The organism is Streptomyces sp. NPDC029466 (assembly GCF_055574515.1).
In genome coordinates, this window is sequence record NZ_JBVHZH010000003.1 from 159,322 (window position 1) to 184,562 (window position 25,241).

Below are 25,241 nucleotides of genomic sequence, written 5' to 3' on the forward strand. Positions count from 1 at the left end.
GCTTGATCACCCTTGGATAGCGTAGTTTCCATGTCTTGGTTTGAATCTTTCGTCCTCGGACTTGTCCAAGGGCTGACCGAGTTTCTGCCCATCTCCTCCAGCGCGCATCTCCGTTTGACCGCGGCATTCGCCGGCTGGCAGGACCCCGGTGCGGCATTCACCGCCATCACGCAGATCGGCACCGAGGCGGCCGTCATCATCTACTTCCGCAAGGACATCGGGCGGATCATCTCGACTTGGTCCCGCTCCCTCTTCAACCGGGAGCTGCGGCACGATCATGACGCCCAGATGGGCTGGCTGGTGATCGTCGGCTCCATCCCGATCGGTGTGCTGGGCATCACGCTCAAGGACGCCATCGAGGGCCCGTTCCGCGATCTGCGGCTGATCGCCACCACCCTCATCGTCATGGGTGTGGTCCTCGGCATCGCCGACCGGCTGGCCGCCCGCGACGAGACCGGCGGCCGCCACCGCGCCGCCAAGCAGCGCAAGACCCTCACCGACCTCAGCGTCAAGGACGGTCTCCTGTACGGCGTCTGCCAGGCCATGGCGCTCATCCCCGGCGTCTCCCGCTCCGGCGCCACGATCAGCGGCGGCCTGCTGATGGGCTACACCCGTGAATCCGCGGCCCGTTACTCCTTCCTGCTCGCCATCCCCGCCGTACTGGCCTCCGGCGTCTACGAACTCAAGGACGCCGGCCAGGGCCATGTCACCTGGGGCCCCACCGTGTTCGCCACGATCATCGCCTTCGCCGTCGGCTACGCGGTGATCGCCTGGTTCATGAAGTTCATCTCCAACAAGTCCTTCATGCCCTTCGTCATCTACCGCATCCTCCTGGGCATAGCCCTCTTCGCCCTGGTCGCGGCGGGGACGCTGTCGCCCCATGCGGGAGAGATGGCGGGCTAGGGCCGGGGGCGGAAGCGCCATTCCAGACCGCATTCTGACCGCCACTTCTTGGCAGGTTCTCGCAGAACTTCGCAGCTAGATGCACGCGTTTGCGTGATCGTCTCCCATTGGTCTCCCATCTCCCACTCCCGGGCACGCAAAAGCCGACCCGAGCCACCTACTTGGGAGGTGGGATGACAGCCCGGAGTCGGCGTCATACAGGGGCGTGCGGCGCTCCTGGCGATCCTTCCCGCCTGCGGGAGGTGGCCGTCGGAGCCGGCAAGGACTTTGTCCTCATCTTCACGCCGGAGGGCGAGCCTTACTCGTCTCTGCTCACGGGGTGAAACGCCGCCGCGTGGCCGGCGAACACCAGTGGCGCCGGCCCGCGGCGCCACCTCCCCCTCCCGTCCTCCCCCTTGGGTCCGACGCGCCTGCCCGCGCGTCGCGCCCATCAGGTCTGTGGCCTGCTCTCTTGTCGTCCTGTTCCTCGCCCGCGCCAGGGAATCCCGGGCGGGGACGCGTCGTCCCGGGCCGGCCGGGGACGGTCTGCGAGGCAGGGTGGGTACGTATCGGCATCGAATCGGGTTCCGTCAGGAACCGGGGTGGTGTCACGAACTGAGGTGATATTGGGCCCAGGGCTGATGGGCCGGCGCGGTCTCCTCGTGTGAGGGCGCGAGGGTGCCCCACGGGGCGAGTGCGTTGTCCCAGTCGGAGGCCAGGGCGGCCATGTCCGGGACGGAGTCCGTGGAGGGCATCGTGCCGGTGTGCCACGCGGACGCCATGTGGTGCGCCGAGTGGGCGCCGTTCCAGGAGGCGGTCTGCTGGGCGGGGATGGAGTAATCGGATTCATGAACATCGCCGGGGCCGCGCCGGTGGCGTCCCCCATGGGTTTCCACCGGGCCGGGATAGAACCGCCCCTGGGCGGAGAGTTGTTGGGCCCGGGTGACCAAGCGGGTGAGGTCGAGCCCGAATTCAGCGGCGAGTTCGCGCAGATCCACGCCGGTCTGCCAACTGCCGATGAGCACCGCGTCCATCGCCGGGGACCAGGTCTGCTCCGCGGCCCCTACGCCGCCGGTGGCCTCGCGGGTGGCACCGGCCGGGCGCGCTCCGGCGGACGGGTTCTGGTGGGAATATTCGGCCGCGGGCTCCGGAGCCGGGGTGGCCTCCTCGGGCGGGGGTGCGGCGGGCGTAGCGGCCGCCAGTAGTTCGTCGGCGACGGCGCGGGCGTCCTCCTTGCCCACCGTGCGCCGGGCGATGCGCACTTCCCGCTCGTTCAAACCGAACAGCCCGGCCACCGCGCCGGTACTCCCCACCGTCACCGCGAATGCCGCCAGAACCCGCGACCGGTCGGCCTGGGCCTCGTCAAGCCTGGCCTGCGCCTCACGCACACGCTCGTCCCCCAGGCAAAACGCTTCTGCCAGCACGGCGTTGCGGTCCCACAACTCTCTAGGATCCATACTCATTCAACGCCTCTTCGGCGCAGGTGTCCCGATCTGGCTCAGCAAAGCACCCCAAAGCACCCATCGAACCACCAGATGAAAATCGTCCCGGGTGCGCGACTCCGCATCGCTCCGTACCCCGTCCGGGGTCATATGCCCTGGCCACAGGCCCGCGAAAATACGCAACGCGGATTGTCAGTGCCGTGAGTTATTGTCCCGATCAGTCGCATCTTCGCATTTCCAGGTGTTCATGGGGGGACCATGGCTTATCGCTCCCGCAGCGCGTCCCGCGTCGTCGGGGCGCTGCTCACCGGCGCCGTGCTGGGCGGCACGGCGGCGTGCACGGCCGACGGCGCGGCCGGGGACCGCTCCGGCGCGTCGCGGCGTCCCGACGCCACCACGGTTGCCGCGGTCCAGCGGGCCGTCAGCAAGGGCGCGGGGCTCAACTCCCTTTCGTATCGCGTCTCCGGCCAGGTCCCCGGGCAGGGGTCCGTCAAGGGCAAGGCGTCGTTCAGCCTCCGCCCGCGGGTCGCCGAGATGCGGATGTCGGCGACCGGGGGCGTGCGGGAGGGCGAGTTCTCGGTGCGGCTCCTGGGAGATGCGGTGTATGTCGGCGGGGGCGGGCAAGCGGCTGCCGTGCTGGGCGGCAAGCACTGGCTCAAGCTCGCCCTGACGGACCAGGGGGCCGGCGGCTTCGGGGGCATGCAGCGGCAGGCCGACCAGGACCCGGCGGCGCAGGCGGCGTTGCTCCCCGGGTCCGATGACGTCCGGAAGGTCGGCGAGGAGCTCGTCGACGGGGTGCGGACGGCGCATTACGCCGGGGTGGTCGAGGTGGCGGAGGCGGCGAAGCAGCCGGCCGGCAAGCGTCCGTCGGCCGGCGAGCGCCGCAGGAAGGTCATCGAGCAGTACAAGGAGCTCGGGGTGAGCGAGCTGAAGCTCGACCTCTGGGTCGGTCCCGGCGACCGCACGGTGAAGTTCCGTCAGCGGGCGCGGGCGACCCAGGGGCCGCTGGACGTGTCCATATGGTTCCTCGACGTCAACAAGCCGGTCACGGTCCAGGCGCCGCCCGCGTCCGACACGGTGGATCCGGAACAGAAGCTCAAGGAGGCGAGGCGGCGGCTGGGTTAGGCGTCGCGGACCGGGCGGGACTTCGCGGGCACACCTCAGGTGTCGCGGCGTACCGGCTCGTCGAGGTGGGGCAGGCCGATCGGGTTGGGGAAGGGGAGGACATCAGCGGCCAGGATGCGTCGGACCACGGGTTCCAAGCCGTGCAGCAGGCCCTCGGTCTCCGCCTCGGGCAGTGCGCGCAGCAGTCGGCCGGCCAGCCGGTCGGTGGCCTCCTCGATGCGCTCGCGCTCCCGGCGGCCGTGGTCGGTCGCGTCGCCGTGTGCATCCACGAGGCCACGGGAACGCAGCCGGTCCGCCGCGGCGGACCACTCCTCCTCTGTCCAGCCGCGGTCCTCCCGCATGGTGTCCCTGGGAACGCGTCCGGAAGCGGCGGCCAGGACCAGGGCCTCGCATCCGTCCAGGCCCTCGTCGGCGAGCACGGTGTGGTGGGCGTCGCCCCTGAACTCCCGGACCGTCGTCGCCAGTTGCCACAGGCGCTCGACGGGGTCGGCGTGGTCGCACAGCGCGCGGTTGGCGGCGAACAGTGGCCGCGCGGTGGCCGGTGCCTCGTCCACGACCGCTTGGAGCGGAGGCAGCAGCTCGGCTGCCGCGTCGTCCAGTTCGGGGTCGATCCGGCGCAGGGCGTCCGCCGCGCGGCTGCCGCGTTCGTCGAGGACATGTGCCGGGCTGACGATGCTCCAGGCCGCCGGCAGCGCACGGGCGACCATTCCCGGGGCGAAGCCCCCGAGGATGGCCGTGGCCGCCGCGGGTTCGACGGCTCCCAACGGCGCGGTGCGCGAGGCGAAATACCCCATCCAGAAACCCTTGAGACCGAGGTCTTTGCCCAGGCCGCGGCATCCCTCGTCGAAGTAGCACACGGCGTGCAGCGGCTCGGTCAACAGCCAAAGCGATCGTGCTTGCAGCTCCATGCAGCGCACGCTACCGCCGCCGGACGCCGGCCGCAGCACACGGAGGGCGAAGACCGCCCGGTCCGCCGGCCCCGTCGGCGGACCCGACCCGCATCGAAAGGCACCGTCCATGACCGACAAGGCACAAAGCAAGGCGCTAACGATGACCGACAACGTGCAGATCATTGACCGTGCCCTCGGCCGGATCGTCGCGGGCTATGTCTCTCCGCAGCGCGCCGAGGAGGTCGACCGGGCGATCCGTGCCCGGCTGGCTACCGGTGCGTACGACGCGCTGGGCGGGGCCGCGCTCTGCGAGGCGGTGACCGCGCATCTTCAGGAAGTCTGCCCGGACCGACACCTCAGGCTGCTGTGGCAGGACGAGCCGCAGTCCACCGAGCCCGAGGACGCTGCCGCGGGTCGCGCCTTCCTCGCACTGCTGCAGGAGCAGAACCAGGGCATCCGGAGGGTCGAGCAGCTCGACGGCAATATCGGCTGCCTGGATATCCGGTGGATCGCCGACGCGGGCGAAGGGGCCCGGGCGATCGGCGCCGCCATGGAACTGGTTGCCCACCCCCGCGCCCTGATTCTCGATCTGCGGGAGTGCCGGGGCGGCTCGCCCGCGGGGGGCGCGATGTGGTGCAGCTACTTCTTCCCGGACGATCAGGTGCACCTCAACGACTTCTACCACCGCCCCACCGACTCCACGCGGCAGTTCTGGACCCTGTCGCAGCTGCCCGCGCCGCGCTATCTCGGCCGGCCGGTGTACGTCCTCACCAGCGCGACCACGTTCTCGGGCGGCGAGGACGTGGCGTACACCTTGCAGGCGCTCGGCCGTGCCGAGCTGGTCGGTGAGACGACCAGGGGCGGGGCGCACCCCACCGAGCGGCATCCGGTGACCGCGCACATCACCGTCACGGTCCCGACGGCCCGGACGATCAATGCCGTCACGGGCACCAACTGGGAGGGCGTCGGGGTGCGGCCGGATCGTGCCGTGGCGGCCGACAAGGCGCTCGAAACGGCCTATCAGGAGGCGATACGACGCCTGGCGTAACAGGGGCGGAGCGACGGGAGGGGAGGCGGGCGGCGCCTCGGCTGTCGGTCGTCGGTCGTCGGTCGTCGGTCGTCGGTCGTCGGTCGTCGGTCGTCGGTCGTCGGCCGATCGTCGCGCCTCAGCCGTCGACCGTCAGCCGTCCGTACGGCCGCCGGCTCCGAAGCCCGACTGCCAGGCCCACAGGTGGGTGCAGTTGGGGCACTGGAGATGCAGCACACTGCCCTTGTTCGACAGGAGGTAGCGCCAGTGGTCGGCGCAGGTGCGGCCGTCGAGGCAGGTTCCGCAGTCCCGGTGATCCTGGCAGCCGGGGCAGGGGACCCAGGCCCGGCGGCCGATATCGGCGGTGGGGTCGAGCGGCAGCATGCTCAGCCCTGACCGGAGGCCGGCAGCACCCCGGCGGCGACCAGCGCGTCGTAGGTGGCCTGCTGCTCCGCGTCCAGGCCGGAGTAGAGGAGCCGGTACGCGTCCGCCTCGCCCTCCATCACCGCGATCGGGTCCCAGGTGTCGCCCAGCGCCGCGAGGACCTCGGTCCGCCGCTGGGTTTCGTGCGCGGTGAGGTCGAACTCGAATGTCCGGTGTTCCGGTATCCGGGGTTCCGAGGTGTTGCGGTCGTTCATGGTGCGCGTCCCATGCCACTTGCGGATGATTCGGACGTGTCTATCAAGCGGGGCGGCACTGAGGAAGCGTCAGAGGGGGCGGGCCTGGGGAGGGGGGCGACGGAGGGGAGGTGTGGTGACAGAGCGTGATGAGGTGAAGGGGCATAGAGAGGGGTAATTCGGAATAGCTGGCGGAATATTCATCACGATATGCCCGATACGTTCGGGAATTCATGGCGTGAGGAAATTCATCCGCATCAAATAGGCTGCCCGTCGGGGCGCGGGGGTCAGCGGCCCTGTTGACGCGCCCCCGGCCGGGCCGTGCTCGGGCCTCCACCCCTCTCCCAGGAGGTATCCATGCCCCGACAACTGTGGTGACTGCCTGGGCGGCGAGCGGCGCTAAGGGCTGTCCCGTGATCCCTTGCGGGCGCCTGAAACTCCACCGTCCGACGGCCGGGCGGGCAGGCGTCGTACCGCGACCGCGGCGGCGTCATCGCCCAGCCGGCCGTTCGTATGTGCCAGCAGGTCGGTGCGCAGGGCCCGCAGCACCTGCTGCGGGCCGAAGCCGCTCCAGGCCCTGGCGCGCTCGGCCAGCGGGTAGAACGTGCCCCTGTCGTCGCGGGCCTCGCTCACCCCGTCCGTGTAGAGCAGCAGCAGCTCTCCGGGCTCGAAGGGGAAGCTCTCGACCTCGTAGTCGGGGGCGCCGGGCAGAGCACTGAGCCCGATCGGCAGCGCGGGCCGGTCCGCCGCCAGGGTGCGCACCCGCCCGTCGGCCAGCAGCAGCGGGGGCGGGTGGCCGCAGGTGATGGCGTCCACGACGGGCCGGTGGTCGGGGATGTCCAGCAGGATCACGGTCGCGAAGGTCTCGTCGGTGTCGATGAGGGGGCCGGGTGCGGCCTCCGTGGCGGCGGAGACGGGGCCGGCGTCCGGGGCGGGGCCGGCGTCAGAGGCGGGGCCGACGTCCGAGGCAGGGTCGGCCGTCGCGTCCGCCATGCCTTCGCCCCCCGGTGCGTGGCGCCACTGGCTGCTGTCCCAGCGGACGGCGCCGTCGAGGTGGATGGCCAGTCTGGGCAGGGTGGCCTCGCGGTGGGCGGCCGCGCGGAAGGCGCCGAGGATCAGGGCGGCATGGCTGTAGGCGGGCAGCCCCTTGCCCCGGACATCGCCGATGATCAGTCGGGTGCTGCTGGTGGTGCGGGCGGCCGCGAACAGATCACCGCCCATCTCCGCCTCCTCCTCGGCTGCCAGATACAGGGACGCGATCTCCAGGAAGCCGCTGCGCGCGGGGAGCGGCCGGAGCAGGACCTGCTGGGCGACCCCGGCCACCGAGCGGCTCCGGGTGAGCCGTCGCTCGTTACGGTCCCGGACGACGGTGAAGAGCACGACCAGCGCGGAGACCACCACCAGCGCGGCGATCTGGGCCTCCAGGTTCTCGGTGAACAGCACATGGCGCGCGATGCCGATGAACACCTGGGCGGCCACCGCCAGCACACCGATCGCCGCCGTCAGCCGTGGCCCGGCGAAGGCCGCGGTGATCGCGGGAGCCGCGACGAGCAGGGGCCCCAGGTGGATGTCCGGCGGCGCGAGGACGTCGATGGTGCAGACCGCCACGATGATCCCGACCGGGATCAGCACCAGGACGCGACTCAGTTCCCGTCGCCCCCGGAGCTGCCTCGGCCATGGAAAGGGCATGCCTCATGGTGGCACCGGGGCGGGCGGAATGCCCGGATCATCCCGTTATCGCGAGCGCTCCGCCGCCTCCTGCCGCATGGCCGCGATGAGCAGATCGAGCGCCGGCTCGACGGCCGAGCCCCCCATGAGCGGCAGCTGCTCCCGTACGCGGTGCAGGCTGGGGTACTCGTCCGCGGGCAGATTGCCGTACGCGTCCTGCCAGGCCTGTTCGTCCGCCGCGCGCTGGGCGGGGGCCAGCCGCAGGACACCGGCGTCCACGGCCGCGTGACCGAGGGCGGTGTCCACGAGGGCGTGGTAGTGCCGGACGGCGGTGGCGTCGTCGAAGCCGGCCTGGAGCAGCAGACCGACGCCCGTGTCGACGGCGCGCTGCTCATGGGGCCGGCCGGTGACCCGCACGGTGCTGAACACCGCGATCTGCGGGTGCCGCAGCGCGGAACGGTAGGCCCGCAGTGCGAGGTCGCGCAGATCGGCGGCCCAGTCGCCGCCGGGTGCGAAGTCGGCCATGGACTCGCCGATGAGCCGGTCGGCCAGCGCCAGCAGCAGGTCCTCGGTGTTGCGGAAGTAGCGGTAGACCGCGGAGGGGTCGGCGCCCAGCGCCGCGCCGAGTTTGCGCACGGTGAAGGCCTGCGCCCCCTGGGCATCGATGAGTTCACATGCCGCGTCGATGATGAGGTCGGCCGACAGGACCACGCCTGAACTGGTCGGCCGGCGCCGCTTGCGCTCGACCGGGACGCGCTCGCTCTCCGCCACGCCGTACCCCTCCGCCTCGCTTCGCCCCGGCCCCCGGGCCGTTCTCGGAGCCAGTTAATCACCAGGTTACGTCAACACCGTTGACACAAGAATCAACGGCCTGTTTCATCGGCGGACATACACGGACCACCGCGGTGCCGCATCCCGCACCACCCCCTTCCGTACGACGCGGCCTGGCCCCGATCCCGGGCCCGGCCCGCGCCGCCCTGCTCCGCCACCCCCCCGCACCTCCCCGTTCCCCCCAGGTCCGGCCGAGACCGGCCCGGCCCGCCCGTCCAAGGAGTGAGTGCCATGCCTTCCGCAGTGCAGCAGGACCCCGGCCCACCGAGCATGCGCCGCTCACTGGGTGTGAAGGACGGGGTGGCGATCGCCGCGTCGAGCACCGCAGCGACCACCAGCATCGGCATCGGTATGGGCACCCTGGCCGCGTACGCCGGCCGGCAGACGCCCGCCCTGTTGCTGCTGGCCTTCGTGCCCATCCTCGGCATCGCGCTCTCGTACGCCCGGCTCAACCGCAGCGAGCCGAACTGCGGCAGCGGCTACACCTGGGTGGGCCGGTCGATCGGCCCCTGGCCCGGATTCCTGACCGGCTGGGTGGTGTTGGTCGGCAACGTGATCTTCATGGCGTACACGGGGGCGGTGACCGGCTCCGTCGTCCTCCAGTTCCTCAACAAACTGGGCCTGTACAGCGTGTGGGGGCTCCGGCTGGATCCGGCCTCGACCGGTATCAGCACCGCCGTGGGCCTGGCCGCACTGGTCGTCGTCACCGTCACCGCCATCACGGGCGTGCGGGCCGCGACCCGGCTCCAGATGGGGCTGCTGATCTTCGAGTACGCGGTGCTGCTGGTCTTCTGCGGCTATGCGCTGATCATCGGCGACCAGCCGTTCTCGCTGTCCTGGCTCAACCCCTTCGAAATCGGCTCACTGCAAGCCGTGGCCCAGGGGATGGTGCTGGCGGTGTTCTTCTACTGGGGCTGGGACGCCGCGTTCAGCGTCAATGAGGAGACCCGCAACTCCACCGACGCGGCCCGCGGCGGACTGATCGCGCTGGTGGTGATGATGGGTCTGTTCCTCGTCGGCGCGCTCGCGTTCCAGCGGGTGATGAGCACCGGGGAACTCCTGCACAACGGACCGCAGGCGCTCACCTTCCTCGGCGGCGCCCTGGCCCCGGAACCCTGGGCCTCGCTGCCCCTGGCCGCCCTGATGTGCTCCGCCTTCGCCTCGCTCCAGTCGAGCGTCATCCCCACCGCCCGTGGCGCGCTGGCCATGGCCCGCGACCGGACGCTGGGCCCGGTGTGGCAGCGCGTGCACCCGCGCTACGGCTCCCCCGCCGTGGGCACCCTGCTGATCATGGCCATCGCGGCGCTGCTCGCCGTGCTCGCGGTCGGCATCCCCAAGCTCAACGACATGATCCTCACGGCCGTCAACTCGATCGGTCTGACCGTGGCCCTCTACTACGGACTCACCGCGCTCGCCTGCGCGGTGCGCTTCCGGGACAGCCTGCGCGCCGGAGCCGTGCGCGCGCTCCGGGACGTGGTCGTTCCGGCGGCGAGTGCGCTGGCACTGTTCGGTCTCGGCGGGTATCTCGTCTGGGACTACGCCACCATGAGCGACCACTTCGAGCTGAGCCCGGACAACGGCTGGTTCATGCTGCTGCTCCCCGCCCTGTTCATCCTGGCCGGCCTGGCGACCGCCGCCTGGGCCAAGTGGGTACGCCGCGCCCCGTACTTCCGCACCGGCCAGGGAACGGACGCCGATGCGATCGCCCTGCCGATGGACGGGGACGGCGGCCCGCTCCCGAACCCCGTGGAGGGCTGATCACCCGAAACAACCCCTGTAACCGAGCCACCGAGCCCCTTCTCCCTCCACCACACTCCCCACACCACTGGAGCAGCCACCCCATGGACCTCAGCACCACCCCGGACGCCCGCACCCCCGGCTCCGCCGACGGCGGCCCCGCGGACCTCGTCTTCCTCTCCGGTCCCGTGCACACCGTCGACTCCGCGCGTACGCGGGCGAGCGCGGTGGCCGTGCGCGGCGACCGCATCCTCGCCGTCGGGCACGAGGAGGAGGTCCGCCCGCTGATCGGGCCCGCCACGGAGATCGTCGATCTGCACGGCAAGCTGCTGATCCCCGGCTTCCAGGACGCGCATGTCCATCCGGTCGGCGGCGGGCGGGAGTTGGCGCTGTGCGATCTGAGCGCGGCGGTGACGGCCGAGGCGTACCGCGAACTGATCAGCGCGTACGCGACGGCGCATCCGGAGGCGGCCTGGATCACCGGCGGCGGCTGGTCCATGGAGGCGTTCCCCGGCGGCACACCGACCCGCGAGTTCCTGGACGCGCTGGTCCCCGACCGCCCGGTGTTCCTGGTCAACCGCGACCACCACGGCGGCTGGGCCAACTCCTGTGCCCTGGAGCGGGCCGGGCTCACCGACCGTACGCCGGACCCGGCCGACGGGCGGATCGAGCGGGACGCCGACGGCCGGCCGACCGGCATGCTCCAGGAAGGCGCCATGCAGCTGGTGGCCGGCCTGATCCCGGAACCCACGGTCGCCGAGCAGACCGAGGGGCTGCTCCGGGCCCAGCGACTCCTCCACGGGTACGGAGTGACCGCCTGGCAGGACGCGATGCTGGGCTACGCCCCGGGGATGCCCGACGTCACCCCCGCGTATGTGGCCGCCCGGCGCGACGGGAAGCTGACCGCGCGGGTGACCGGGGCGCTGTGGTGGGACCGGGCCCGTGGGGCGGAGCAGATCCCCGAACTCATCGCGCGACGGGCGGAGTTGACGGCCGGGCGACTGCGGGCGACCAGCGTCAAGATCATGCAGGACGGCATCGCCGAGAACCACACGGCCGCCATGCTCACCCCCTACCTCACCGCCTGCGGCTGTGCCTCCGACAACAGCGGCATCTCCTTCATCGACCCCGAGGCGCTGCGGAGCTACGTCACCGAGCTGGACGCGGAAGGCTTCCAGGTGCACTTCCACGCCCTGGGCGACCGGGCCGTACGCGAGGCGCTGGACGCCGTCGAGGCGGCCCGGCGGACGAACGGGCTGCGCGACACCCGGCCGCACCTGGCCCACCTCCAGGTCGTGCACCCCGAGGACATCCCGCGCTTCCGCCGGCTCGGGGCGACCGCGAACATCCAGGCGCTGTGGGCGGCCCACGAGCCGCAGATGGACGAGCTGACCATTCCCTTCCTGGGGCCCGAGCGCGCCGCCTGGCAGTACCCGTTCGGTGATCTGCTGCGCTCCGGCGCCACCCTGGCGGCGGGCAGCGACTGGCCGGTCAGCTCCCCCGACCCGATCGCCGCACTGCATGTCGCGGTCAACCGCCGGGCGCCGGAGGACCCGCCGTCGGCGCCGGCCTTCCTGCCCGAGCAGCGCATCGACCTGGGTGCGGCGCTCGCCGCGTACACGGCCGGCAGCGCCTACGCCAACCACCTCGACGAGACCGGCACCATCCAGCCGGGGAAGCTCGCCGACCTGGTGGTGCTCGACCGCGACCCGTTCGACGGCGCCGACGAGGAGATCGCCGCGACCCGGGTGCTGCAGACCTTCGTCGGGGGAGAGCGGGTGTACGCGGCCGATGACGCCTGAGGGCGCGGGGTAGCGGGCTCACCCGTCGGAGCGTCCGGCCGGACGGCGTCCGACGGCCCGGCCTCCCGTCCCGCGGGCTCGGGGACGGGTCAGCGCGCCGCACCGCCACACCCCGTCAGGCATGCCCCGCGCGCGCCCGTCAGCCCCGCCCCGCCCGTGCCCGCGCCTCCAGTGCGGTCCGCCACCCCGGCACCGTCACCCGCTCCCCCGGTCCGGGGGCCGGGGCGGCGCGCGGCCGGCCCCCGTTGGCGAAGAAGGAAGCCAGCGGCAGGGTCGCCGCGCCGACGGTGACGGCGTCGGGGCCGAGCGTGCCGAGGTCGATGGTGACCCGGGCGGCGGGGTGCGCCAGCGAGTAGGCGGTGGCATGGGCGCGGACGGCGGGGAGGAGGTGCGGGCCGAGCTGGAGGCCCGCCCAGCCGCCGATGAGGACCCGTTCGGGGCTGAAGAGGTTGATCAGGCCGGAGATGCCCGCGCCGAGGTACTCCGCGGTCTCGTCCAGGACGGTGCGGGCGACCGGGTCAGCGGCCGGACCGCCCTCCGGTGGGTGGGCGGCGGCGACCAGGGCCGCGAGCGCCGTCTCCTCGTCGGCGTCCGCGGGCGGCTGGCCGCCCGCCTCCTGCCAGCGCTCCAGCAGCGCCTCGGATCCGGTGTACGCCTCCAGGCAGCCGCGGGCACCGCAGCGACACCGCCGGCCGCGGACGCTGACCGTCAGATGTCCCCACTCCCCGGCGCTGTCGCGTGCCCCGCCGTCGATGACGCCGTCGGTGACGAGGCAGGCGCCGACGCCGGAGCCGAAGAGCACGATGGCCGCGTTCCGGGCGCCGCGGCCGCCGCCGAACCACATCTCGGCCTGGCCGAGGGCCTTGGCGCCGTTGCTGAGGAAGAAGCCCACTCCGGGCGGGAGTTCGACACTGCGGTGCAGCAGCTCCTCCAGCGGGACGGCGTCCCATCCGATGGTCTGGCCGTGCACGACCGCGCCGCCGGGCCGGCTGCGGTCGAGGATGCCGGGGACGCCGACGCCGACACCGAGCAGCCGGCCGGGCGGCGCCCCGCTGTCCCGTAGCACGGTCGCGATGCCGTCGGCGACATGGCGGACGACCAGGTCCACGTCGTAGCCGTGGTGCCGCAGCGGGAGGTCCGCGCGGGCCAGTTCGCCCATGGCGAGGTCGAAGAGCTCGACCCTGACCCGGGTCTCGCCCACGTCCACCCCGATCAGAGAGCCGCTCCCCGGGGCGACACGTAGCAGGGTGCGCGGGCGGCCGCCGTCGGAGCCGACCACGCCGGCCTCCTCCAGCAGTCCGTCCGCGGTGAGTTCGGCGACCACATTGCTGACGGAGCCAGAACTGAGACCCGTCGCGGGGCCGAGTTCCTGCCGGCTCATCGGACCGTCGGCATACAGCCGTTGCAGCACCGCGGTGCGATTGGCCCTGCGCAGGTCACGCACGGTCCGTTGGGTGCGTTCGGCCATCTGGTTCCCCTCCCGGCCGGCCGGCTGCCGGTTTTCGCTCTCTTGACGCGCCCTTCCTCCGGGCTTTAACTCACACCCTAAGTTAAGCCATGAGGCTGTTCAGGAACGGAACATGGCCGGCCTTCGGACTCCTCAGAGAGAGGCGTATCCGTCATGCGCGTACTCCGAGCCGCGACCGTCACCGCCACCGTGACCGCACTCGCCGCCGTGGCGGCCGGCTGTGGCGGTGGGTCGGACTTCGGCGGCGGTGGCAGTGCCGACTCCCCCCGGTCGCTGACGTATTGGGCGTCCAACCAGGGGCCGAACGTCGAGGCGGACAAGAAGATCCTCGGCCCCGAGCTGAAGAAGTTCGAGCAGCGGACCGGGATCAAGGTCAAGCTGGAGGTCATCCCCTGGCCCGAGCTGCTCAACCGGATCCTGGCCGCCACCACTTCGGGCCAGGGCCCCGATGTGCTCAACATCGGCAACACCTGGTCCGCTTCGCTCCAGGCGACCGGTGCGCTGCTCTCCTGGGACCGGAAGAACTTCGCGGCGATCGGCGGACGCGACCGGTTCCTGGCGCCGGCGCTGGACGCGACGGGAGCGGCGGGCAAGGACCCGGCCGCGGTACCGCTCTACTCACTGGCCTACGCGCTCTACTACAACAAGCGGATGTTCCAGGAGGCCGGGATCAGCGAACCCCCGGCCACCTGGGACGAGTTGGTCGCGGACGGCAAGCGGATCGCCAGGGACGGCAAGTGGGGCCTGGGTGCCGAGGGCGGTCAGCTGACCAACAACGTCCACCAGGCGTTCACCCTCGGCAAGCAGCACGGCGCGGACTTCTTCGACGCCGCCGGCAAGCCCGCCTTCACCTCGGACGGCGCGGTCGCGGCGGTCAAGCAGTACATCGACTTCATGGCCAAGGACAAGATCATCGCCCCGGGCAACGCGGAGTACGGACAGAACCAGTCGCTCCGGGACTTCGCCACCGGCCGGACCGCGATGGTGCTCTGGCAGGCCGCGGCCACCACCTTCAGCGCCGACGGAATGAAGCCCGGCGACTGGGGCGTCGCGCCGGTCCCCGTCCCGTCCGGCACGCCCGGCACCGGCCGGCAGATCAACTCCATGCTCGCGGGCATCAATATCGCCGTCTTCAAGAACACCCGCAATCTCCGGGGCGCGCGGAAATTCGTGCAGTTCATGACGAGCGACACCGAACAGCGGCTGCTCAACAAGACCTACGGCTCCATCCCGCCCGTCAGGGCCGCCCAGCGGGATCCGGCCTTCGACCGCAAGGACACCAAGGTGCTGCGCGAAACGCTCACCAGGAGCGCCGCGCCGCTGCCCCAGATCGCCGAGGAGTCCCAGTTCGAGACGTCCGTCGGCACCGCCGTCAAGGACCTGTTCGCCGACGCGGCCGCCGGCCACCCGGTGACCACCGCCTCGGTCAAGGCGCGGCTGGCCAAGGCCCAGCAGCAGATGGCGCAATGAGGGGCCGCGCCCGGCTGCGCCGCCTCGGCCTGCCCTCTCTCCTGCTGCTTCCCGCGCTGCTTCTGGAGCTGCTGGTCCACCTCGTCCCGATGGTCATCGGCATCGTGATGAGCTTCAAGGAACTGACCCAGCTCCACATCGCCCACTGGGGCGACGCCCCCTGGAAGGCGCTGGGCAACTACCGCGTCACCGTGGACTTCGATGCCCCGGCCGGTGCCACGCTGCTGCACTCGTTCGTCGTCACCTGCGCGTTCAGCGTGCTGACGGTGGGCCTGTGCTGGCTCCTCGGCACCGCGGCCGCGATCTTCCTCCAGGAGAACTTCCGCGGCCGCGGCCTGCTGCGGGCCCTCTTCCTCACGCCGTACGCCCTGCCGGTCTACGCCGCGGTCATCACCTGGGCCTTCCTCTTCCAGCGGGACAACGGCCTGGTCAATCACGTACTGCACGATCAACTGGGGCTGACCGGCGACCGGCCTTTCTGGCTGCTCGGTGACAACAGCTTCACCGCGCTGCTCGTGGTCTCCGTCTGGAAGACCTGGCCGTTCGCGTTCCTCGTGGTGATGGCCGCGCTCCAGAGCATCCCGAAGGACCTCTACGAGGCGGCGGCGCTCGACGGCGCGGGCCTCGTCCGGCAGATCCGGCGGATCACCCTGCCGTCCTTACGGCCCATCAACCAGGTGCTGCTGCTGGTGCTCTTCCTCTGGAGCTTCAACGACTTCAACACGCCCTATGTGCTGTTCGGCAAGGCCGCCCCGGAGGCCGCTGACCTGCTGTCCATCCACATCTACCAGTCCTCCTTCGTCACCTGGAACTTCGGTACCGGCTCGGCCATGTCCGTCCTGCTGCTGCTCTTCCTGCTGGTGGTGACGGCCGGTTACCTCCTGGCCACCTCGCGCGGAAGGAGAGCCGCCGATGCGTAGCCCCACTGCCCGCGCGCCCCGCCCCGGCGGCCGCAGGCGCTCCCCCACCGCTCCGCCCCGCAGCTTCCTCTGGACCCGGCGGATCTTCCTCACCGCGCTGACCGGCTTCGTACTGCTCCCCGTGTACGTGATGCTCAGCAGCTCGCTCAAGCCCCTGGAGGACGTCTCGGGCGCCTTCCGCTGGCTGCCGAGCGAGCTGACCTTCCGTCCGTACCTCGACATCTGGCACACCGTGCCGCTGGCCCGGTACTTCCTCAACTCGCTGATCGTGGCGGGCTCGGCGACCGTCTGCTCGGTGCTCGTCGCGGTCTTCGCGGCCTACGCGGTGAGCCGCTATCACTTCCGCGGCAAGCGGATCTTCACCGTCACGGTCCTGTCCACGCAGATGTTCCCGGGCATCCTCTTCCTGCTCCCGCTCTTCCTGCTCTACGTCAACATCGGCAACACCACCGGTGTCGCCCTCTACGGCTCCCGCGGCGGGCTGGTGCTGACCTATCTGACGTTCTCCCTGCCCTTCTCCCTCTGGATGCTGACCGGCTACTTCGCCTCGGTGCCGCGCGAGCTGGACGAGGCCGCGTATGTGGACGGCTGCGGTCCGCTCGGTGCGCTCTTCCGCGTCGTGGTGCCGGCCGCGCTGCCGGGGATCATCGCGGTCGCCGTGTACGCCTTCATGACCGCCTGGGGCGAGGTGCTCTTCGCGTCCGTCATGACCAACGACACCACCCGCACGCTCTCGGTCGGCCTCCAGGGCTACGCCACGCAGAACGACGTCTACTGGAACCAGGTGATGGCCGCCTCCCTGGTCGTCAGCGTCCCGGTGGTCGCCGGATTCCTGCTGCTCCAGCGCTATCTGGTGGCCGGGCTCACCGCCGGAGCCGTCAAATGACCCTTGCCGAAAGGACCTCCGTGAGCGACCGGATCGACTTCGCCGCCCTGCCGGACGACTTCGCCTGGGGCGTGGCCACATCGGCGTACCAGATCGAGGGAGCGGTCGCCGAGGACGGCCGCGGCCCGTCCATCTGGGACACCTACGCCCACACCCCGGGAATGACCGACAACGGCGACACCGGTGACCGGGCCTGCGACCACTACCACCGCTGGCGCGCGGACATCGGCCTGATGCGTCAACTGGGCGTCGGCGCCTACCGGTTCTCGATCGCCTGGCCGCGGATCCGGCCGGCCGGGGACGGCCCGGTCAACGCCGCGGGCCTGGCCTTCTACGACCGGCTGGTCGACGGGCTCCTCGAAGCGGGCATCGCCCCCTTCGTCACCCTCTACCACTGGGATCTGCCGCAGGCCCTCCAGGACCGGGGCGGCTGGCCCGTGCGGGAGACCGCCGAGCACTTCGCGGCGTACGCCGCCGTGGTCGCCGGGAAGCTCGGCGACCGCGTCTCCCACTGGGCCACGCTCAATGAGCCGCTGTGCTCGGCCTGGATCGGCCATCTCGAAGGCCGGATGGCGCCCGGCCACACGGATCTCACCGCGGCGGTCCGCGCCTCGTACCACCTGCTGCTCGGGCACGGTCTGGCCGTCCAGGCGATCCGGTCAGCGGCGCCGGACGCCCGGGTCGGCCTCGTCAACAACCTCAGCACCGTCGAGCCCGCCACCGGGTCCGAGGCCGATGCCGCGGCGGCCCGGCGGATGGACGGGCACACCAACCGCTGGTGGCTCGATCCGGTGCACGGCCGCGGCTTCCCGGCGGACATGCGCGAGCTGTACGGCGTGCCGCTGCCGGAGCGCGCCGGTGACGCGGAGACCATCGCCCGGCCACTGGACTGGCTGGGGCTGAACTACTACTTCCCGGCCGTGGTCACCGCCGATCCGGACGGCCCACCCCCGTTCGCCCGCCCGATGCGCCGGCCACAGGTCCCCCGTACGGGCATGGACTGGGAGATCGACGCGGCCGGCATCGAGACCCTGCTGCTGCGGCTGACGCACAAATACGGGGCACGCACGCTGTATGTCACCGAGAACGGCTCCGCCTACCCGGACGTGCTCCGCCCCGACGGCACCGTCGCCGACCCCGAGCGCACGGACTATCTGCACCGGCATGTGGCGTCCTGCGCCCGCGCGGCCCGCAAGGGTGCCCCGCTCGCCGGGTATTTCGCCTGGTCACTGATGGACAACTTCGAATGGGCTTACGGCTACGACCAGCGCTTCGGCCTGTTCCATGTCGACCGGGAGACCCAGGTCCGCACCCTCAAGGACAGCGGCCGGCACTACGCCGGGCTGATCCGCGGCCATGCGCGCCGCGGCGCCCCGCACATCTCCTGAGCCGTCCCCGCCCGGCGGACCGGCCCCCGCACCCCGGCCGGGTCCGTCCGCCGGGCGGCGCGCCGCTACTCGATGACCAGCTCGACCTCGATGTTGCCGCGGGTGGCCTTGGAGTACGGGCAGTACTGGTGCGTCGCCTCGACCAGTTGCCGGCCGGTCTCGCCCGCGAGGGTCTCCGGCAGCTCCACCCGCATGACGACGCCCAGGCCGAAACCGGTGTCGTCCTTGCCGATGGAGACCTCGGCGGTGACCGAGACGTCCTTGGTGTCGATCTTCATCTGCCGGCCGACATTGGCCATCGCGCTGGCGAAGCAGGCCGCGTATCCGGCGGCGAAGAGCTGCTCCGGATTGGTGCCGGCGCCGTTGCCGCCGAGCTCGGGAGGCATGGCCAGGGCCAGGTCGATCCGGCCGTCGGAGCTGACGGCCCGGCCCTCACGGCCATTGGCGGTGGCGACAGCGGTGTACAGCGCGTCCATCACGGTTCCCCTTCGGTAGCGCGGCGGCCGTTCCCCGGCCGCCCGATGTCCCACACCGTCGCACACATCTAAATTGCACGCAACTCAGTTGTGCACAACTAAATGACTCGGCGGGCTAACCTGGGGCCATGACCCCTGCGACCAGGCCCCCGGTACCCGACGCCGAACTGCTCCGCCTCGACCACCAGGTCTGCTTCTCCCTGCACGCCGCCTCGCGCGCCTTCGGCGGCGTCTACCGGGACGCCCTCAAGGGTCTGGGCCTGACCTACCCCCAGTACCTGGTCATGCTGGTCCTGTGGGAGCACGGCCCCCAGCCGGTCAAAACCATCGGCGAACAGCTCCGGCTGGACTCCGGAACCCTCTCCCCGCTGCTCAAGCGCCTGGAGTCGGCCGGTCTGGTCCGCCGCGAACGGAGCACCGAGGACGAGCGGTCGGTCACCATCCACCTCACCCCGTCCGGCGACGAGCTGCGCGAACAGGCCCTGCCGGTCCCCCGCAGGATGCTGGCCGCGACCGGCCTCACGATCGAGGAACTGCGCACGCTCCAGAGCCTGTTGGGCCGGGTGACGAGCGCCCTCGACGAGGCCTGACCCCGGACGCTCCCCGAGTCCGCCGGCCTTCGCCCCGTACCTCTCGGTGGCCCGCGGCGTTACGTACGTAGGTGCTTTCCGCGGTGTCCGCAAGGCGAGGTGCGGACACGTTGTCCACCCCGGTCGCTCATCACCCCATTGAGCTACCAAGGTTGGGGAGTCATCGGGACAAAGGCGTATAAAGGGTGGTCAAACCAGCCGGAGCCGCCGGTGATATCCCGCCCACGACGCGGTTGGCAGCATCGCCTACGACAAGCGGAGGAGCGCCACGTGAACGCGGCAGAAGTTGTCAACACCTTGCTGGTCCAACGATTCGGGGTTTCCCCCGCCGACATCACCGATGAGACTCCGCTGCGCAGCCTGCGCCTGGACTCCCTGGCCCTGGAGGAGCTCCGCGTCCTCATCGAGGAGCGACTGGACATCGACCTCGACGAGGTGTCGCTGACCCCGCGGAACACCGTGGGCCAGCTGGTGACGGCCGTCGACGGCAACGTGCCGGCATGACGGCCCGCCAGGAGCCGTTCTCCGCGGCCGTGACAGGACTGGGACTGGTGACCGCGGCGGGCGTGGGGGCGAAGGCCACCTGGCACACCGTCACCCAGGAAACCGTGCCCGGCGGCGTGAGCCACCAGGAAGAACTCGCCGATCTGCCCTGCGACTTCATGTACACCATCGCGGATCTGGACCCGACCGAGCTGCTCGGCGTGGCCACTCAGCGGCTGATGGACCGCTTCTCGCAGCTCGCGGTGATCGCCGCCCGGGAGGCCGTCGCCGATGCCGGGCTGGACCCGGAGTCCTGGGACAGCAGCCGGGTCGCGGTGGTCATCGGCTCCGCGCACGGCGGGCTGCCCTTCTACGACCAGCAGCATGTCGCGATGGCCGGGCGCGGCGCCCGCCGGGTCTCCCCCAAGCTCGCCCCGCTGACCGTCGTCAACAGTGCCGCGAGCAGCGTCTGTATGGACCTCGGCGCGCAGGGTCCCAGCATGGGCGTGGCGACGGCCTGCTCCTCCGGCACGGTCGCCGTGGGCACCGCACACCAGCTGCTGCGCGCCGGGGTCTGCGATATCGCCATCGCCGGCGGCGCGGAGTCGGTGCTGTCCCGGCTGCTGATCGCCAGCGCCTGCCAGATGAAGGCGGTCTCCACCCGCCGGGACGACCCGGCCACCGCCTGCCGCCCCTTCGACGCGGGCCGGGACGGCTTCGTGGTCGGCGAGGGCGCCGGGCTCCTCGTACTGGAACGGCCCGAGCACGCGAGCGCCCGCCGGGCCCCCGTCCGTGCCCGCATCCGCGGCTACGGCGCGTCGAGCGATGCCTATGCGGCGGTCGCCCCGGACCCCGAGGGCAACGGCATCGAGCGGGCGCTGCGCAGCGCGCTGGCGGACGCGCAGGTGCAGGGCCGGGACGTCGGCCATGTCAACGCGCACGGCACCTCGACGGTCGTCAACGACCGCGTCGAGGCCACCGTGCTGCGGCGGGTCCTCGGCGATCATCCGCTGGTCACCTCGACCAAGGCGATGACCGGGCACGCGCTGGGCGCCGCCGGCGGGATCGAGACCGCGCTCACCGTGCTCGCCCTGGAACAGCAGCTGGTGCCGCCGACCGCCAACCTCGAGGTACCGGATCCGCGGATCCCCATCGACATCGTCCGCAAGGAGGCCCGGCAGGCGGCGTTCGACTGCGCGGTCAAGACGTCGCTCGGCTTCGGCGGGCACAATGCCGCGCTCGTACTGACCCGCTAGCGGGGGTCTCTTCGATGTCCGCAGGCCCACGGAGATCGCGGAGACACCCCCTAGGGCCTGTCCGCCACCGCGCGCCCTTGCCGGCGCGCCCCTCCCGCCGGTGCCCCGAGAAGGAATCTGCCATGTCCGAGGAAATGATCCGTTCATTGTCGGTGCGCGGGGTGTCCTACTCCTACCGGCGGCTGTGCCAGCCGGAGCGGATCACCGAGCCCGTTCTGGTGCTGGGCGGCGCCCTCCAGGGGATGTACGGCTGGCCGCAGATGGAGGATCACGTGGGGCCGGTCGCGGACGTGGTCACCGCCGATCTGCCGGGCATGGGCAGCGCTGACCCGCTCCCCCCGGGGCCGAGCATCGATGTCGTGTGCGCGGCGATCGAGCGGATCATCGACGATCTGGAGGTCCCGCGGATCAACCTCTTCGGGTTCTCGTACGGGGCAGGTCTGGCCTACGGGTGTGCCCGGCGGTTTCCCGGGCGCATCGCACGGCTCGCCCTCGGCGGGGTGCCGGCCCACATCAGCGACGCCCAGGTCGAGCTGTGGCGGCGGGCTTCCGACCACCTCGCGGAGGGCGACAACGAGGCCTTCGCCACCCTGGTCGCCCAGGGCCTGATGTGCCTCGACGACCGTCGGCACGTCGCCCGCCGGAAGCTGGCCTATCGCTATGTCCGGCGCTCGATGCTGCATGCGGCCCGGAACTCCCGGCATGCGCTCGACTCGCTGCGCCGCGGGATCCTGGACCGTCCGGACTTCTCCGGCGGGCTCACCGACGTCCCCACCCTCGTCTTCAGCGGCGAGCACGACACGGTGACCTCCCCGGCCCGCCAGCGGGACTTCGCGGCCACCATCTCGGACAGCCGCTTTCTGACGATTCCCGATGCCGATCACTGGGTGGTGCTCGAACGCCCGCAGGAGGTCGCGGACTTGGCGGCCCGGTTCTTCACCGACGGCCCGCTGAGCTCGGCGCCCTGCCTGGCGCCGGTGGTGCGCGAGGAGCCGTCGCCGGCCGATCCGGCCTGCGTGTGAGCCCCCGGGTCCACATCATTCCCTTGCGGCTATATAACCCGAGTGGCATGCTGGCTGCATGCCCCTACCGTTCGACGTACTCGCGGAGCCGAGCCGGCGCAAGATCCTCGACCTGCTGCTGGAGCGCCCGCGACTGGTCGGTGAGCTCACGCAGCAGCTCGGGCTGAGCCAGCCCGGCACCTCCAAGCACCTCCGGGTGCTGCGCGAGGCCGGGCTCGTCCAGGTCCGGCAGGACGCTCAGCGCCGCTGGTACGAGCTCCGGCCCGAGCCCCTGGCGGAGCTGGACGCCTGGCTCGCCCACTACCGGCATCTGTGGACCGGCCGCCTGGATGCCCTGGAACGGCACCTCGACGCCATGGAGGACGACCCCCGATGAACCCGCACTCCGACACCCTCACCAGCGGCGACGGCCGCAACCGACTGCGTATGGAGCGCAGACTCGCCCATCCGCCCGCGAAGGTCTGGTCGGCGATCACCGACCCGGCGCACCTCGGACAGTGGTTCCCCTCCGAGGTCACCGTGGAGCTCCGCCCCGGCGGCGCGATGACCTTCGCCATGCCCGGGGTGAGCGATATCGCCATGACCGGCACGGTCACCGACGCCGAGGAGCCCCGGCTGTTCGCCTTCACCTGGGGCGAGGACCATCTGCGCTGGGAGATCACCCCGGATGGCGACGGCTCACTGCTGGTCCTGGTGCACACGTTCGGCGACCGGTTCGGCGGCGCCAGCTTCGCCTCCGGCTGGCATCTGTGCCTCACCGCGCTGTCACAGCTGCTCGACGGCGACTCGCCGCATGTCGAGCGGGACAGGGGTGAGCTGCACGAGGCGTATCTGGAGCAGTTCGACCTCGGGCGCGGGGTGGTCGAGGACACCGCGGACGGGCCGCGGGTCCGTTTCGAGCGTCAGCTCGTACGGTCGACCGAGACCGTCTGGGCCGCGCTGACCTCGGGGGACGAGCCCGCCGCCGGGGCGCCCGCGCCGGCGGGCTTCACCAATCGGCAGGCGCCGGCCGGGCCCGTCACCGAGGTCGCGGCCCCGGCGGTGCTCGCGTACCGCTGGCACCCGGAGGGCACGGTCCGCTGGGAGCTGGGCCGGGGCACCGGCCACGGCCCGCGGCTCATCCTCACCCAGACCGGCCCGCAGAACTTCGATACCGAGGCCGCGCTGGACGCCTGGCACGAACGGATCGAGCAGCTCGCCGCGCAGCTGATGGCGGACTGAATTCCCGCCTCCCCGTTTACCGCCGCATACTCACGCCCCCTATGGACTCCATAGGGGGCGTCGCGCACGGTGCCGCTCCTCGGCATTGCCGAGCCGTCGGCAACAGCCGCGGAAATCGCCCCCGCGAGGTGTGAGCCAGGCAACTCCGCGGTGCCGCGAAACGGAATGCCGTGCCCGGGCCGCGTGATGCGTGGCACGCGACGTACGTCACGTACGAGCATTCCTAGTCGCGGCCCACCCCGCGCTTACCGCGATGTTCGGCATTTACAACGGACATTCCGCCCAATCTCACGAAGATAGGTAGTACAAGGCATCTTTGCCACCATCCCGGGCCCGCGCTAACCATGTTTCCCGTTAGCACCGAGAACGAGCCCGCGATCTCAGCCGGAGCGGCGTAACGCGGCAATGACCCTCGGTCCTCACGCGCCAACCGAAGGCCGTTTCCCCCGCCACCAAGCCCTGGAAGAGGTCACCTCCGCATGCCCAACTTCACCCTGCCCCGCGCTGCCCGCCTCACCCGTACGCACAAGGTCTCCGCCGCACTCGTGGCCGGCGCGGGCTGCGCCGCCGCCCTGGCGTTCACCGCGGCGCCCGGCAACGCCGAGACCACCACGGCCGCCGACGCGCCGGCCGCGGTCAAGCCGGTCAGCGCCAACGGCATGCCGCTCACCGCGAAGGACCGGTCCGACGACGGCAAGCAGGCCCGTGCGGTCGCCTCCTCCGTCGCCGTCGGCCTCAAGGCGGCCCCGGCCGAGAAGCAGAGCCACACCGCCGAGCAGGCCGCCAACCGCTCCATCGAGCGCAAGGCCCTGGTCGCGCCGAAGGCCGCCCCCAAGGCCGCCCCGAAGGTTCACAAGGACGCCCCGAAGCGCTACGCGAACAACCTTGACGGCTGGATCCGTGAGTCCCTGGACATCATGAAGGCCAAGGGCATCCCCGGCTCCTACGAGGGCCTGCACCGCAACATCATGCGGGAGTCCGCCGGTGACCCCAACGCCGTCAACGACTGGGACATCAACGCCATCAACGGCGTGCCCTCCAAGGGCCTGCTCCAGGTGATCCAGCCCACCTTCGACGCCTACCACGTCGCCGGCACCCCCCATAAGCTCACCGACCCGATCGCCAACATCACCGCAGCGGCCAACTACGCCGCCGACCGGTACGGCTCGATCGACAACGTCGACTCGGCCTACTGAGCCGGGGAGAGGCGACCGTCAGGACGGTCGGAGCAGACTGATCCGGGCGCCACGCGCGGCCCCGAACACAGCAACGGCAGTGGCCCTGCCCGCATCCCGCGGGTGGGGCCACTGCCGTTGCCATGTGCCGTCCGGCGCCGGGCTCTGACGCCCGGCGCCGCCGGTCAGTAGCGGTCGTGCCGGTGCAGGCCCTCGCCGAAGAGCGTGTCGAGAACCTCGGCGGCGATCCGGAGTCCCTGCCGTTCCTTGGCCGTGAGGCGGTCCTGGTGGCGGCCATCGACCGGCGCCGCGGCGGCCGCACCGGTCGCGAGGAAGCCGGTGACGAGAAGGCCGGTGAGCACGACGGAAATACGACGGAGCATATGAATGTCCCTACGGTGAGTGGTGACTGTGTGCGCTGCCACCTTCCGGGGCGGCGGGCCCGGAGTCATGCGACAGCTCCGGGCGCTGCTGCGAACGGACCAGCGGCACCGCCGTATTGCCGTAGCGGAGCTCTCACCAACGGCCGAGCCCACCCGGCCTTCTCCTGCTCCGCACCGCAGCGAAATCCGGCCGTGGCCGATCGTGAATCGGGGCACAATTGCCGCCCTTTTGGGCGCCGCCACAGTGCCCTGCGCCACATTTACGGATTACCGGCCCGCCCCGCCGTCCCCGCATCCGGCTGAATTCGCTGCCAGCGGTGCCCGAACCGGTGCCGGATGACGCTAAATCCGGTGTGAACCAGGCAACTTATGGGCGGGGTACGAGCGGCCTTTGAGGGTGTTATCGGGTGACCCGAGGCACGCGATGTATGTCACTTACGACCCTGCCTAGTTGATACTCGTGCGCCCATTCCGGGCCAACG

The 25,241-nt window shown here is 71.2% G+C and carries 25 protein-coding genes; 16 read left to right on the top strand and 9 right to left on the bottom strand.

The genetic code is table 11. The annotated features are described in order from the left end of the window. Positions 1-30: 30 nt before the first annotated feature. Positions 31-903 carry an undecaprenyl-diphosphate phosphatase gene (locus ACZ4XD_RS04290; RefSeq protein ID WP_468038038.1) on the top strand — a complete coding sequence of 291 codons (873 nt, stop codon included), beginning with the start codon at positions 31-33 and terminating at the stop codon, positions 901-903. Between the two features lie 587 nt (positions 904-1,490). Here the strand turns inward: ACZ4XD_RS04290 and ACZ4XD_RS04295 are convergent. Next, positions 1,491-2,345: a hypothetical protein gene (locus ACZ4XD_RS04295; RefSeq protein ID WP_468038039.1), complete on the bottom strand. Its 855-nt coding sequence runs from the start codon at positions 2,343-2,345 to the stop codon at positions 1,491-1,493. A gap of 237 nt (positions 2,346-2,582) precedes the next feature. On the opposite strand from ACZ4XD_RS04295, the gene ACZ4XD_RS04300 reads away from it, so the two are divergent. After that, positions 2,583-3,449, top strand: a complete 867-nt coding sequence (locus ACZ4XD_RS04300; RefSeq protein WP_468038041.1) for an SCO4651 family lipoprotein — start codon at positions 2,583-2,585, stop codon at positions 3,447-3,449. A gap of 35 nt (positions 3,450-3,484) precedes the next feature. On the opposite strand, the gene ACZ4XD_RS04305 is transcribed toward ACZ4XD_RS04300, so the two are convergent. Next, the gene (locus ACZ4XD_RS04305; protein ID WP_468038043.1) at positions 3,485-4,357 is read right to left on the bottom strand and encodes an SCO6745 family protein; all 873 of its coding nucleotides are present in this window, start codon (positions 4,355-4,357) and stop codon (positions 3,485-3,487) included. Between the two features lie 142 nt (positions 4,358-4,499). Here ACZ4XD_RS04305 and ACZ4XD_RS04310 point away from each other — a divergent pair, with 142 nt between their 5' ends. Continuing rightward, a complete protein-coding gene (locus ACZ4XD_RS04310; RefSeq protein ID WP_468038045.1) occupies positions 4,500-5,387 on the top strand; it encodes a S41 family peptidase in 888 nt (295 codons plus the stop codon). A gap of 132 nt (positions 5,388-5,519) precedes the next feature. On the opposite strand, the gene ACZ4XD_RS04315 is transcribed toward ACZ4XD_RS04310, so the two are convergent. From ACZ4XD_RS04315 to ACZ4XD_RS04330, 4 genes are all read right to left on the bottom strand, one after another. After that, the gene (locus tag ACZ4XD_RS04315) at positions 5,520-5,750 is read right to left on the bottom strand and encodes a hypothetical protein (protein WP_386682650.1); all 231 of its coding nucleotides are present in this window, start codon (positions 5,748-5,750) and stop codon (positions 5,520-5,522) included. 2 nt (positions 5,751-5,752) lie between these two features. Further along, positions 5,753-6,004, bottom strand: a complete 252-nt coding sequence (locus ACZ4XD_RS04320; protein WP_042158132.1) for a DUF6400 family protein — start codon at positions 6,002-6,004, stop codon at positions 5,753-5,755. Between the two features lie 378 nt (positions 6,005-6,382). Continuing rightward, positions 6,383-7,615: a PP2C family protein-serine/threonine phosphatase gene (locus ACZ4XD_RS04325; protein ID WP_468038047.1), complete on the bottom strand. Its 1,233-nt coding sequence runs from the start codon at positions 7,613-7,615 to the stop codon at positions 6,383-6,385. Between the two features lie 102 nt (positions 7,616-7,717). Then, positions 7,718-8,422 carry a TetR family transcriptional regulator gene (locus tag ACZ4XD_RS04330; protein ID WP_468038049.1) on the bottom strand — a complete coding sequence of 235 codons (705 nt, stop codon included), beginning with the start codon at positions 8,420-8,422 and terminating at the stop codon, positions 7,718-7,720. A 291-nt stretch (positions 8,423-8,713) separates the two neighbouring features. Here ACZ4XD_RS04330 and ACZ4XD_RS04335 point away from each other — a divergent pair, with 291 nt between their 5' ends. Together ACZ4XD_RS04335 and ACZ4XD_RS04340 are read left to right on the top strand one after the other, a co-directional pair. Then, positions 8,714-10,240 carry an APC family permease gene (locus ACZ4XD_RS04335; RefSeq protein ID WP_468038051.1) on the top strand — a complete coding sequence of 509 codons (1,527 nt, stop codon included), beginning with the start codon at positions 8,714-8,716 and terminating at the stop codon, positions 10,238-10,240. Positions 10,241-10,323: 83 nt separating this feature from the next. Further along, complete coding sequence (locus tag ACZ4XD_RS04340; RefSeq protein WP_468038053.1) at positions 10,324-12,021, top strand: amidohydrolase; 1,698 nt, start codon at positions 10,324-10,326, stop codon at positions 12,019-12,021. Positions 12,022-12,160: 139 nt separating this feature from the next. On the opposite strand, the gene ACZ4XD_RS04345 is transcribed toward ACZ4XD_RS04340, so the two are convergent. Then, complete coding sequence (locus tag ACZ4XD_RS04345; RefSeq protein WP_468038055.1) at positions 12,161-13,489, bottom strand: ROK family transcriptional regulator; 1,329 nt, start codon at positions 13,487-13,489, stop codon at positions 12,161-12,163. 153 nt (positions 13,490-13,642) lie between these two features. Between ACZ4XD_RS04345 and ACZ4XD_RS04350 the strand changes: the two genes are divergently transcribed. Genes ACZ4XD_RS04350 through ACZ4XD_RS04365 form a run of 4 tightly spaced genes read left to right on the top strand, consistent with a single transcriptional unit; the run spans position 13,643 to position 18,153 of the window. After that, positions 13,643-14,959 (top strand): ABC transporter substrate-binding protein, encoded by a 1,317-nt coding sequence (locus tag ACZ4XD_RS04350; RefSeq protein ID WP_468038057.1) that lies wholly within the window; start codon positions 13,643-13,645, stop codon positions 14,957-14,959. Then, positions 14,956-15,879 carry a carbohydrate ABC transporter permease gene (locus tag ACZ4XD_RS04355; protein ID WP_468038059.1) on the top strand — a complete coding sequence of 308 codons (924 nt, stop codon included), beginning with the start codon at positions 14,956-14,958 and terminating at the stop codon, positions 15,877-15,879. Before ACZ4XD_RS04350 ends, ACZ4XD_RS04355 begins: the two co-directional genes overlap by 4 nt. Beyond that, the gene (locus ACZ4XD_RS04360) at positions 15,872-16,765 is read left to right on the top strand and encodes a carbohydrate ABC transporter permease (protein ID WP_468038061.1); all 894 of its coding nucleotides are present in this window, start codon (positions 15,872-15,874) and stop codon (positions 16,763-16,765) included. The genes ACZ4XD_RS04355 and ACZ4XD_RS04360 overlap by 8 nt, the downstream gene beginning before the upstream one ends. Beyond that, positions 16,762-18,153 (top strand): GH1 family beta-glucosidase, encoded by a 1,392-nt coding sequence (locus ACZ4XD_RS04365; protein ID WP_468038063.1) that lies wholly within the window; start codon positions 16,762-16,764, stop codon positions 18,151-18,153. The genes ACZ4XD_RS04360 and ACZ4XD_RS04365 overlap by 4 nt, the downstream gene beginning before the upstream one ends. Before the next feature lie 65 nt (positions 18,154-18,218). On the opposite strand, the gene ACZ4XD_RS04370 is transcribed toward ACZ4XD_RS04365, so the two are convergent. Next, the gene (locus tag ACZ4XD_RS04370; RefSeq protein WP_388186863.1) at positions 18,219-18,629 is read right to left on the bottom strand and encodes an organic hydroperoxide resistance protein; all 411 of its coding nucleotides are present in this window, start codon (positions 18,627-18,629) and stop codon (positions 18,219-18,221) included. A 128-nt stretch (positions 18,630-18,757) separates the two neighbouring features. On the opposite strand from ACZ4XD_RS04370, the gene ACZ4XD_RS04375 reads away from it, so the two are divergent. The 7 genes from ACZ4XD_RS04375 to ACZ4XD_RS04405 all read left to right on the top strand — a co-directional run bounded on the left by ACZ4XD_RS04375 (position 18,758) and on the right by ACZ4XD_RS04405 (position 24,397). Continuing rightward, a complete protein-coding gene (locus ACZ4XD_RS04375) occupies positions 18,758-19,219 on the top strand; it encodes a MarR family winged helix-turn-helix transcriptional regulator (protein ID WP_468038065.1) in 462 nt (153 codons plus the stop codon). A 270-nt stretch (positions 19,220-19,489) separates the two neighbouring features. Then, positions 19,490-19,723, top strand: a complete 234-nt coding sequence (locus tag ACZ4XD_RS04380; protein ID WP_042158118.1) for an acyl carrier protein — start codon at positions 19,490-19,492, stop codon at positions 19,721-19,723. Continuing rightward, a complete protein-coding gene (locus ACZ4XD_RS04385; RefSeq protein ID WP_468038067.1) occupies positions 19,720-20,958 on the top strand; it encodes a beta-ketoacyl-[acyl-carrier-protein] synthase family protein in 1,239 nt (412 codons plus the stop codon). The genes ACZ4XD_RS04380 and ACZ4XD_RS04385 overlap by 4 nt, the downstream gene beginning before the upstream one ends. A gap of 122 nt (positions 20,959-21,080) precedes the next feature. Next, positions 21,081-21,980: an alpha/beta fold hydrolase gene (locus ACZ4XD_RS04390; protein WP_468038069.1), complete on the top strand. Its 900-nt coding sequence runs from the start codon at positions 21,081-21,083 to the stop codon at positions 21,978-21,980. Between the two features lie 58 nt (positions 21,981-22,038). Further along, a complete protein-coding gene (locus ACZ4XD_RS04395) occupies positions 22,039-22,356 on the top strand; it encodes an ArsR/SmtB family transcription factor (protein WP_042158115.1) in 318 nt (105 codons plus the stop codon). Next, positions 22,353-23,201 (top strand): SRPBCC family protein, encoded by an 849-nt coding sequence (locus tag ACZ4XD_RS04400; RefSeq protein WP_468038071.1) that lies wholly within the window; start codon positions 22,353-22,355, stop codon positions 23,199-23,201. The genes ACZ4XD_RS04395 and ACZ4XD_RS04400 overlap by 4 nt, the downstream gene beginning before the upstream one ends. A 479-nt stretch (positions 23,202-23,680) precedes the next feature. After that, a complete protein-coding gene (locus ACZ4XD_RS04405; RefSeq protein WP_468038073.1) occupies positions 23,681-24,397 on the top strand; it encodes a transglycosylase SLT domain-containing protein in 717 nt (238 codons plus the stop codon). Positions 24,398-24,561: 164 nt separating this feature from the next. Here ACZ4XD_RS04405 and ACZ4XD_RS04410 read toward each other — a convergent pair whose 3' ends face one another. Beyond that, complete coding sequence (locus ACZ4XD_RS04410) at positions 24,562-24,759, bottom strand: hypothetical protein (protein ID WP_468038075.1); 198 nt, start codon at positions 24,757-24,759, stop codon at positions 24,562-24,564. Between the last annotated feature and the right edge of the window lie 482 nt (positions 24,760-25,241).

Coding starts and splice junctions, on each gene's coding strand:
- ACZ4XD_RS04375 (WP_468038065.1), top strand. CDS start 18,758: ATGACCCCTGCGACCAGGCCCCCGGTACCCGACGCCGAACTGCTCCGC.
- ACZ4XD_RS04405 (WP_468038073.1), top strand. CDS start 23,681: ATGCCCAACTTCACCCTGCCCCGCGCTGCCCGCCTCACCCGTACGCAC.
- ACZ4XD_RS04400 (WP_468038071.1), top strand. CDS start 22,353: ATGAACCCGCACTCCGACACCCTCACCAGCGGCGACGGCCGCAACCGA.
- ACZ4XD_RS04320 (WP_042158132.1), bottom strand. CDS start 6,004: ATGAACGACCGCAACACCTCGGAACCCCGGATACCGGAACACCGGACA.
- ACZ4XD_RS04385 (WP_468038067.1), top strand. CDS start 19,720: ATGACGGCCCGCCAGGAGCCGTTCTCCGCGGCCGTGACAGGACTGGGA.
- ACZ4XD_RS04410 (WP_468038075.1), bottom strand. CDS start 24,759: ATGCTCCGTCGTATTTCCGTCGTGCTCACCGGCCTTCTCGTCACCGGC.
- ACZ4XD_RS04300 (WP_468038041.1), top strand. CDS start 2,583: ATGGCTTATCGCTCCCGCAGCGCGTCCCGCGTCGTCGGGGCGCTGCTC.
- ACZ4XD_RS04360 (WP_468038061.1), top strand. CDS start 15,872: ATGCGTAGCCCCACTGCCCGCGCGCCCCGCCCCGGCGGCCGCAGGCGC.
- ACZ4XD_RS04290 (WP_468038038.1), top strand. CDS start 31: ATGTCTTGGTTTGAATCTTTCGTCCTCGGACTTGTCCAAGGGCTGACC.
- ACZ4XD_RS04295 (WP_468038039.1), bottom strand. CDS start 2,345: ATGAGTATGGATCCTAGAGAGTTGTGGGACCGCAACGCCGTGCTGGCA.
- ACZ4XD_RS04370 (WP_388186863.1), bottom strand. CDS start 18,629: ATGGACGCGCTGTACACCGCTGTCGCCACCGCCAATGGCCGTGAGGGC.
- ACZ4XD_RS04340 (WP_468038053.1), top strand. CDS start 10,324: ATGGACCTCAGCACCACCCCGGACGCCCGCACCCCCGGCTCCGCCGAC.
- ACZ4XD_RS04355 (WP_468038059.1), top strand. CDS start 14,956: ATGAGGGGCCGCGCCCGGCTGCGCCGCCTCGGCCTGCCCTCTCTCCTG.
- ACZ4XD_RS04310 (WP_468038045.1), top strand. CDS start 4,500: ATGACCGACAACGTGCAGATCATTGACCGTGCCCTCGGCCGGATCGTC.
- ACZ4XD_RS04335 (WP_468038051.1), top strand. CDS start 8,714: ATGCCTTCCGCAGTGCAGCAGGACCCCGGCCCACCGAGCATGCGCCGC.
- ACZ4XD_RS04305 (WP_468038043.1), bottom strand. CDS start 4,357: ATGGAGCTGCAAGCACGATCGCTTTGGCTGTTGACCGAGCCGCTGCAC.
- ACZ4XD_RS04390 (WP_468038069.1), top strand. CDS start 21,081: ATGTCCGAGGAAATGATCCGTTCATTGTCGGTGCGCGGGGTGTCCTAC.
- ACZ4XD_RS04315 (WP_386682650.1), bottom strand. CDS start 5,750: ATGCTGCCGCTCGACCCCACCGCCGATATCGGCCGCCGGGCCTGGGTC.
- ACZ4XD_RS04395 (WP_042158115.1), top strand. CDS start 22,039: ATGCCCCTACCGTTCGACGTACTCGCGGAGCCGAGCCGGCGCAAGATC.
- ACZ4XD_RS04345 (WP_468038055.1), bottom strand. CDS start 13,489: ATGGCCGAACGCACCCAACGGACCGTGCGTGACCTGCGCAGGGCCAAT.
- ACZ4XD_RS04350 (WP_468038057.1), top strand. CDS start 13,643: ATGCGCGTACTCCGAGCCGCGACCGTCACCGCCACCGTGACCGCACTC.
- ACZ4XD_RS04365 (WP_468038063.1), top strand. CDS start 16,762: ATGACCCTTGCCGAAAGGACCTCCGTGAGCGACCGGATCGACTTCGCC.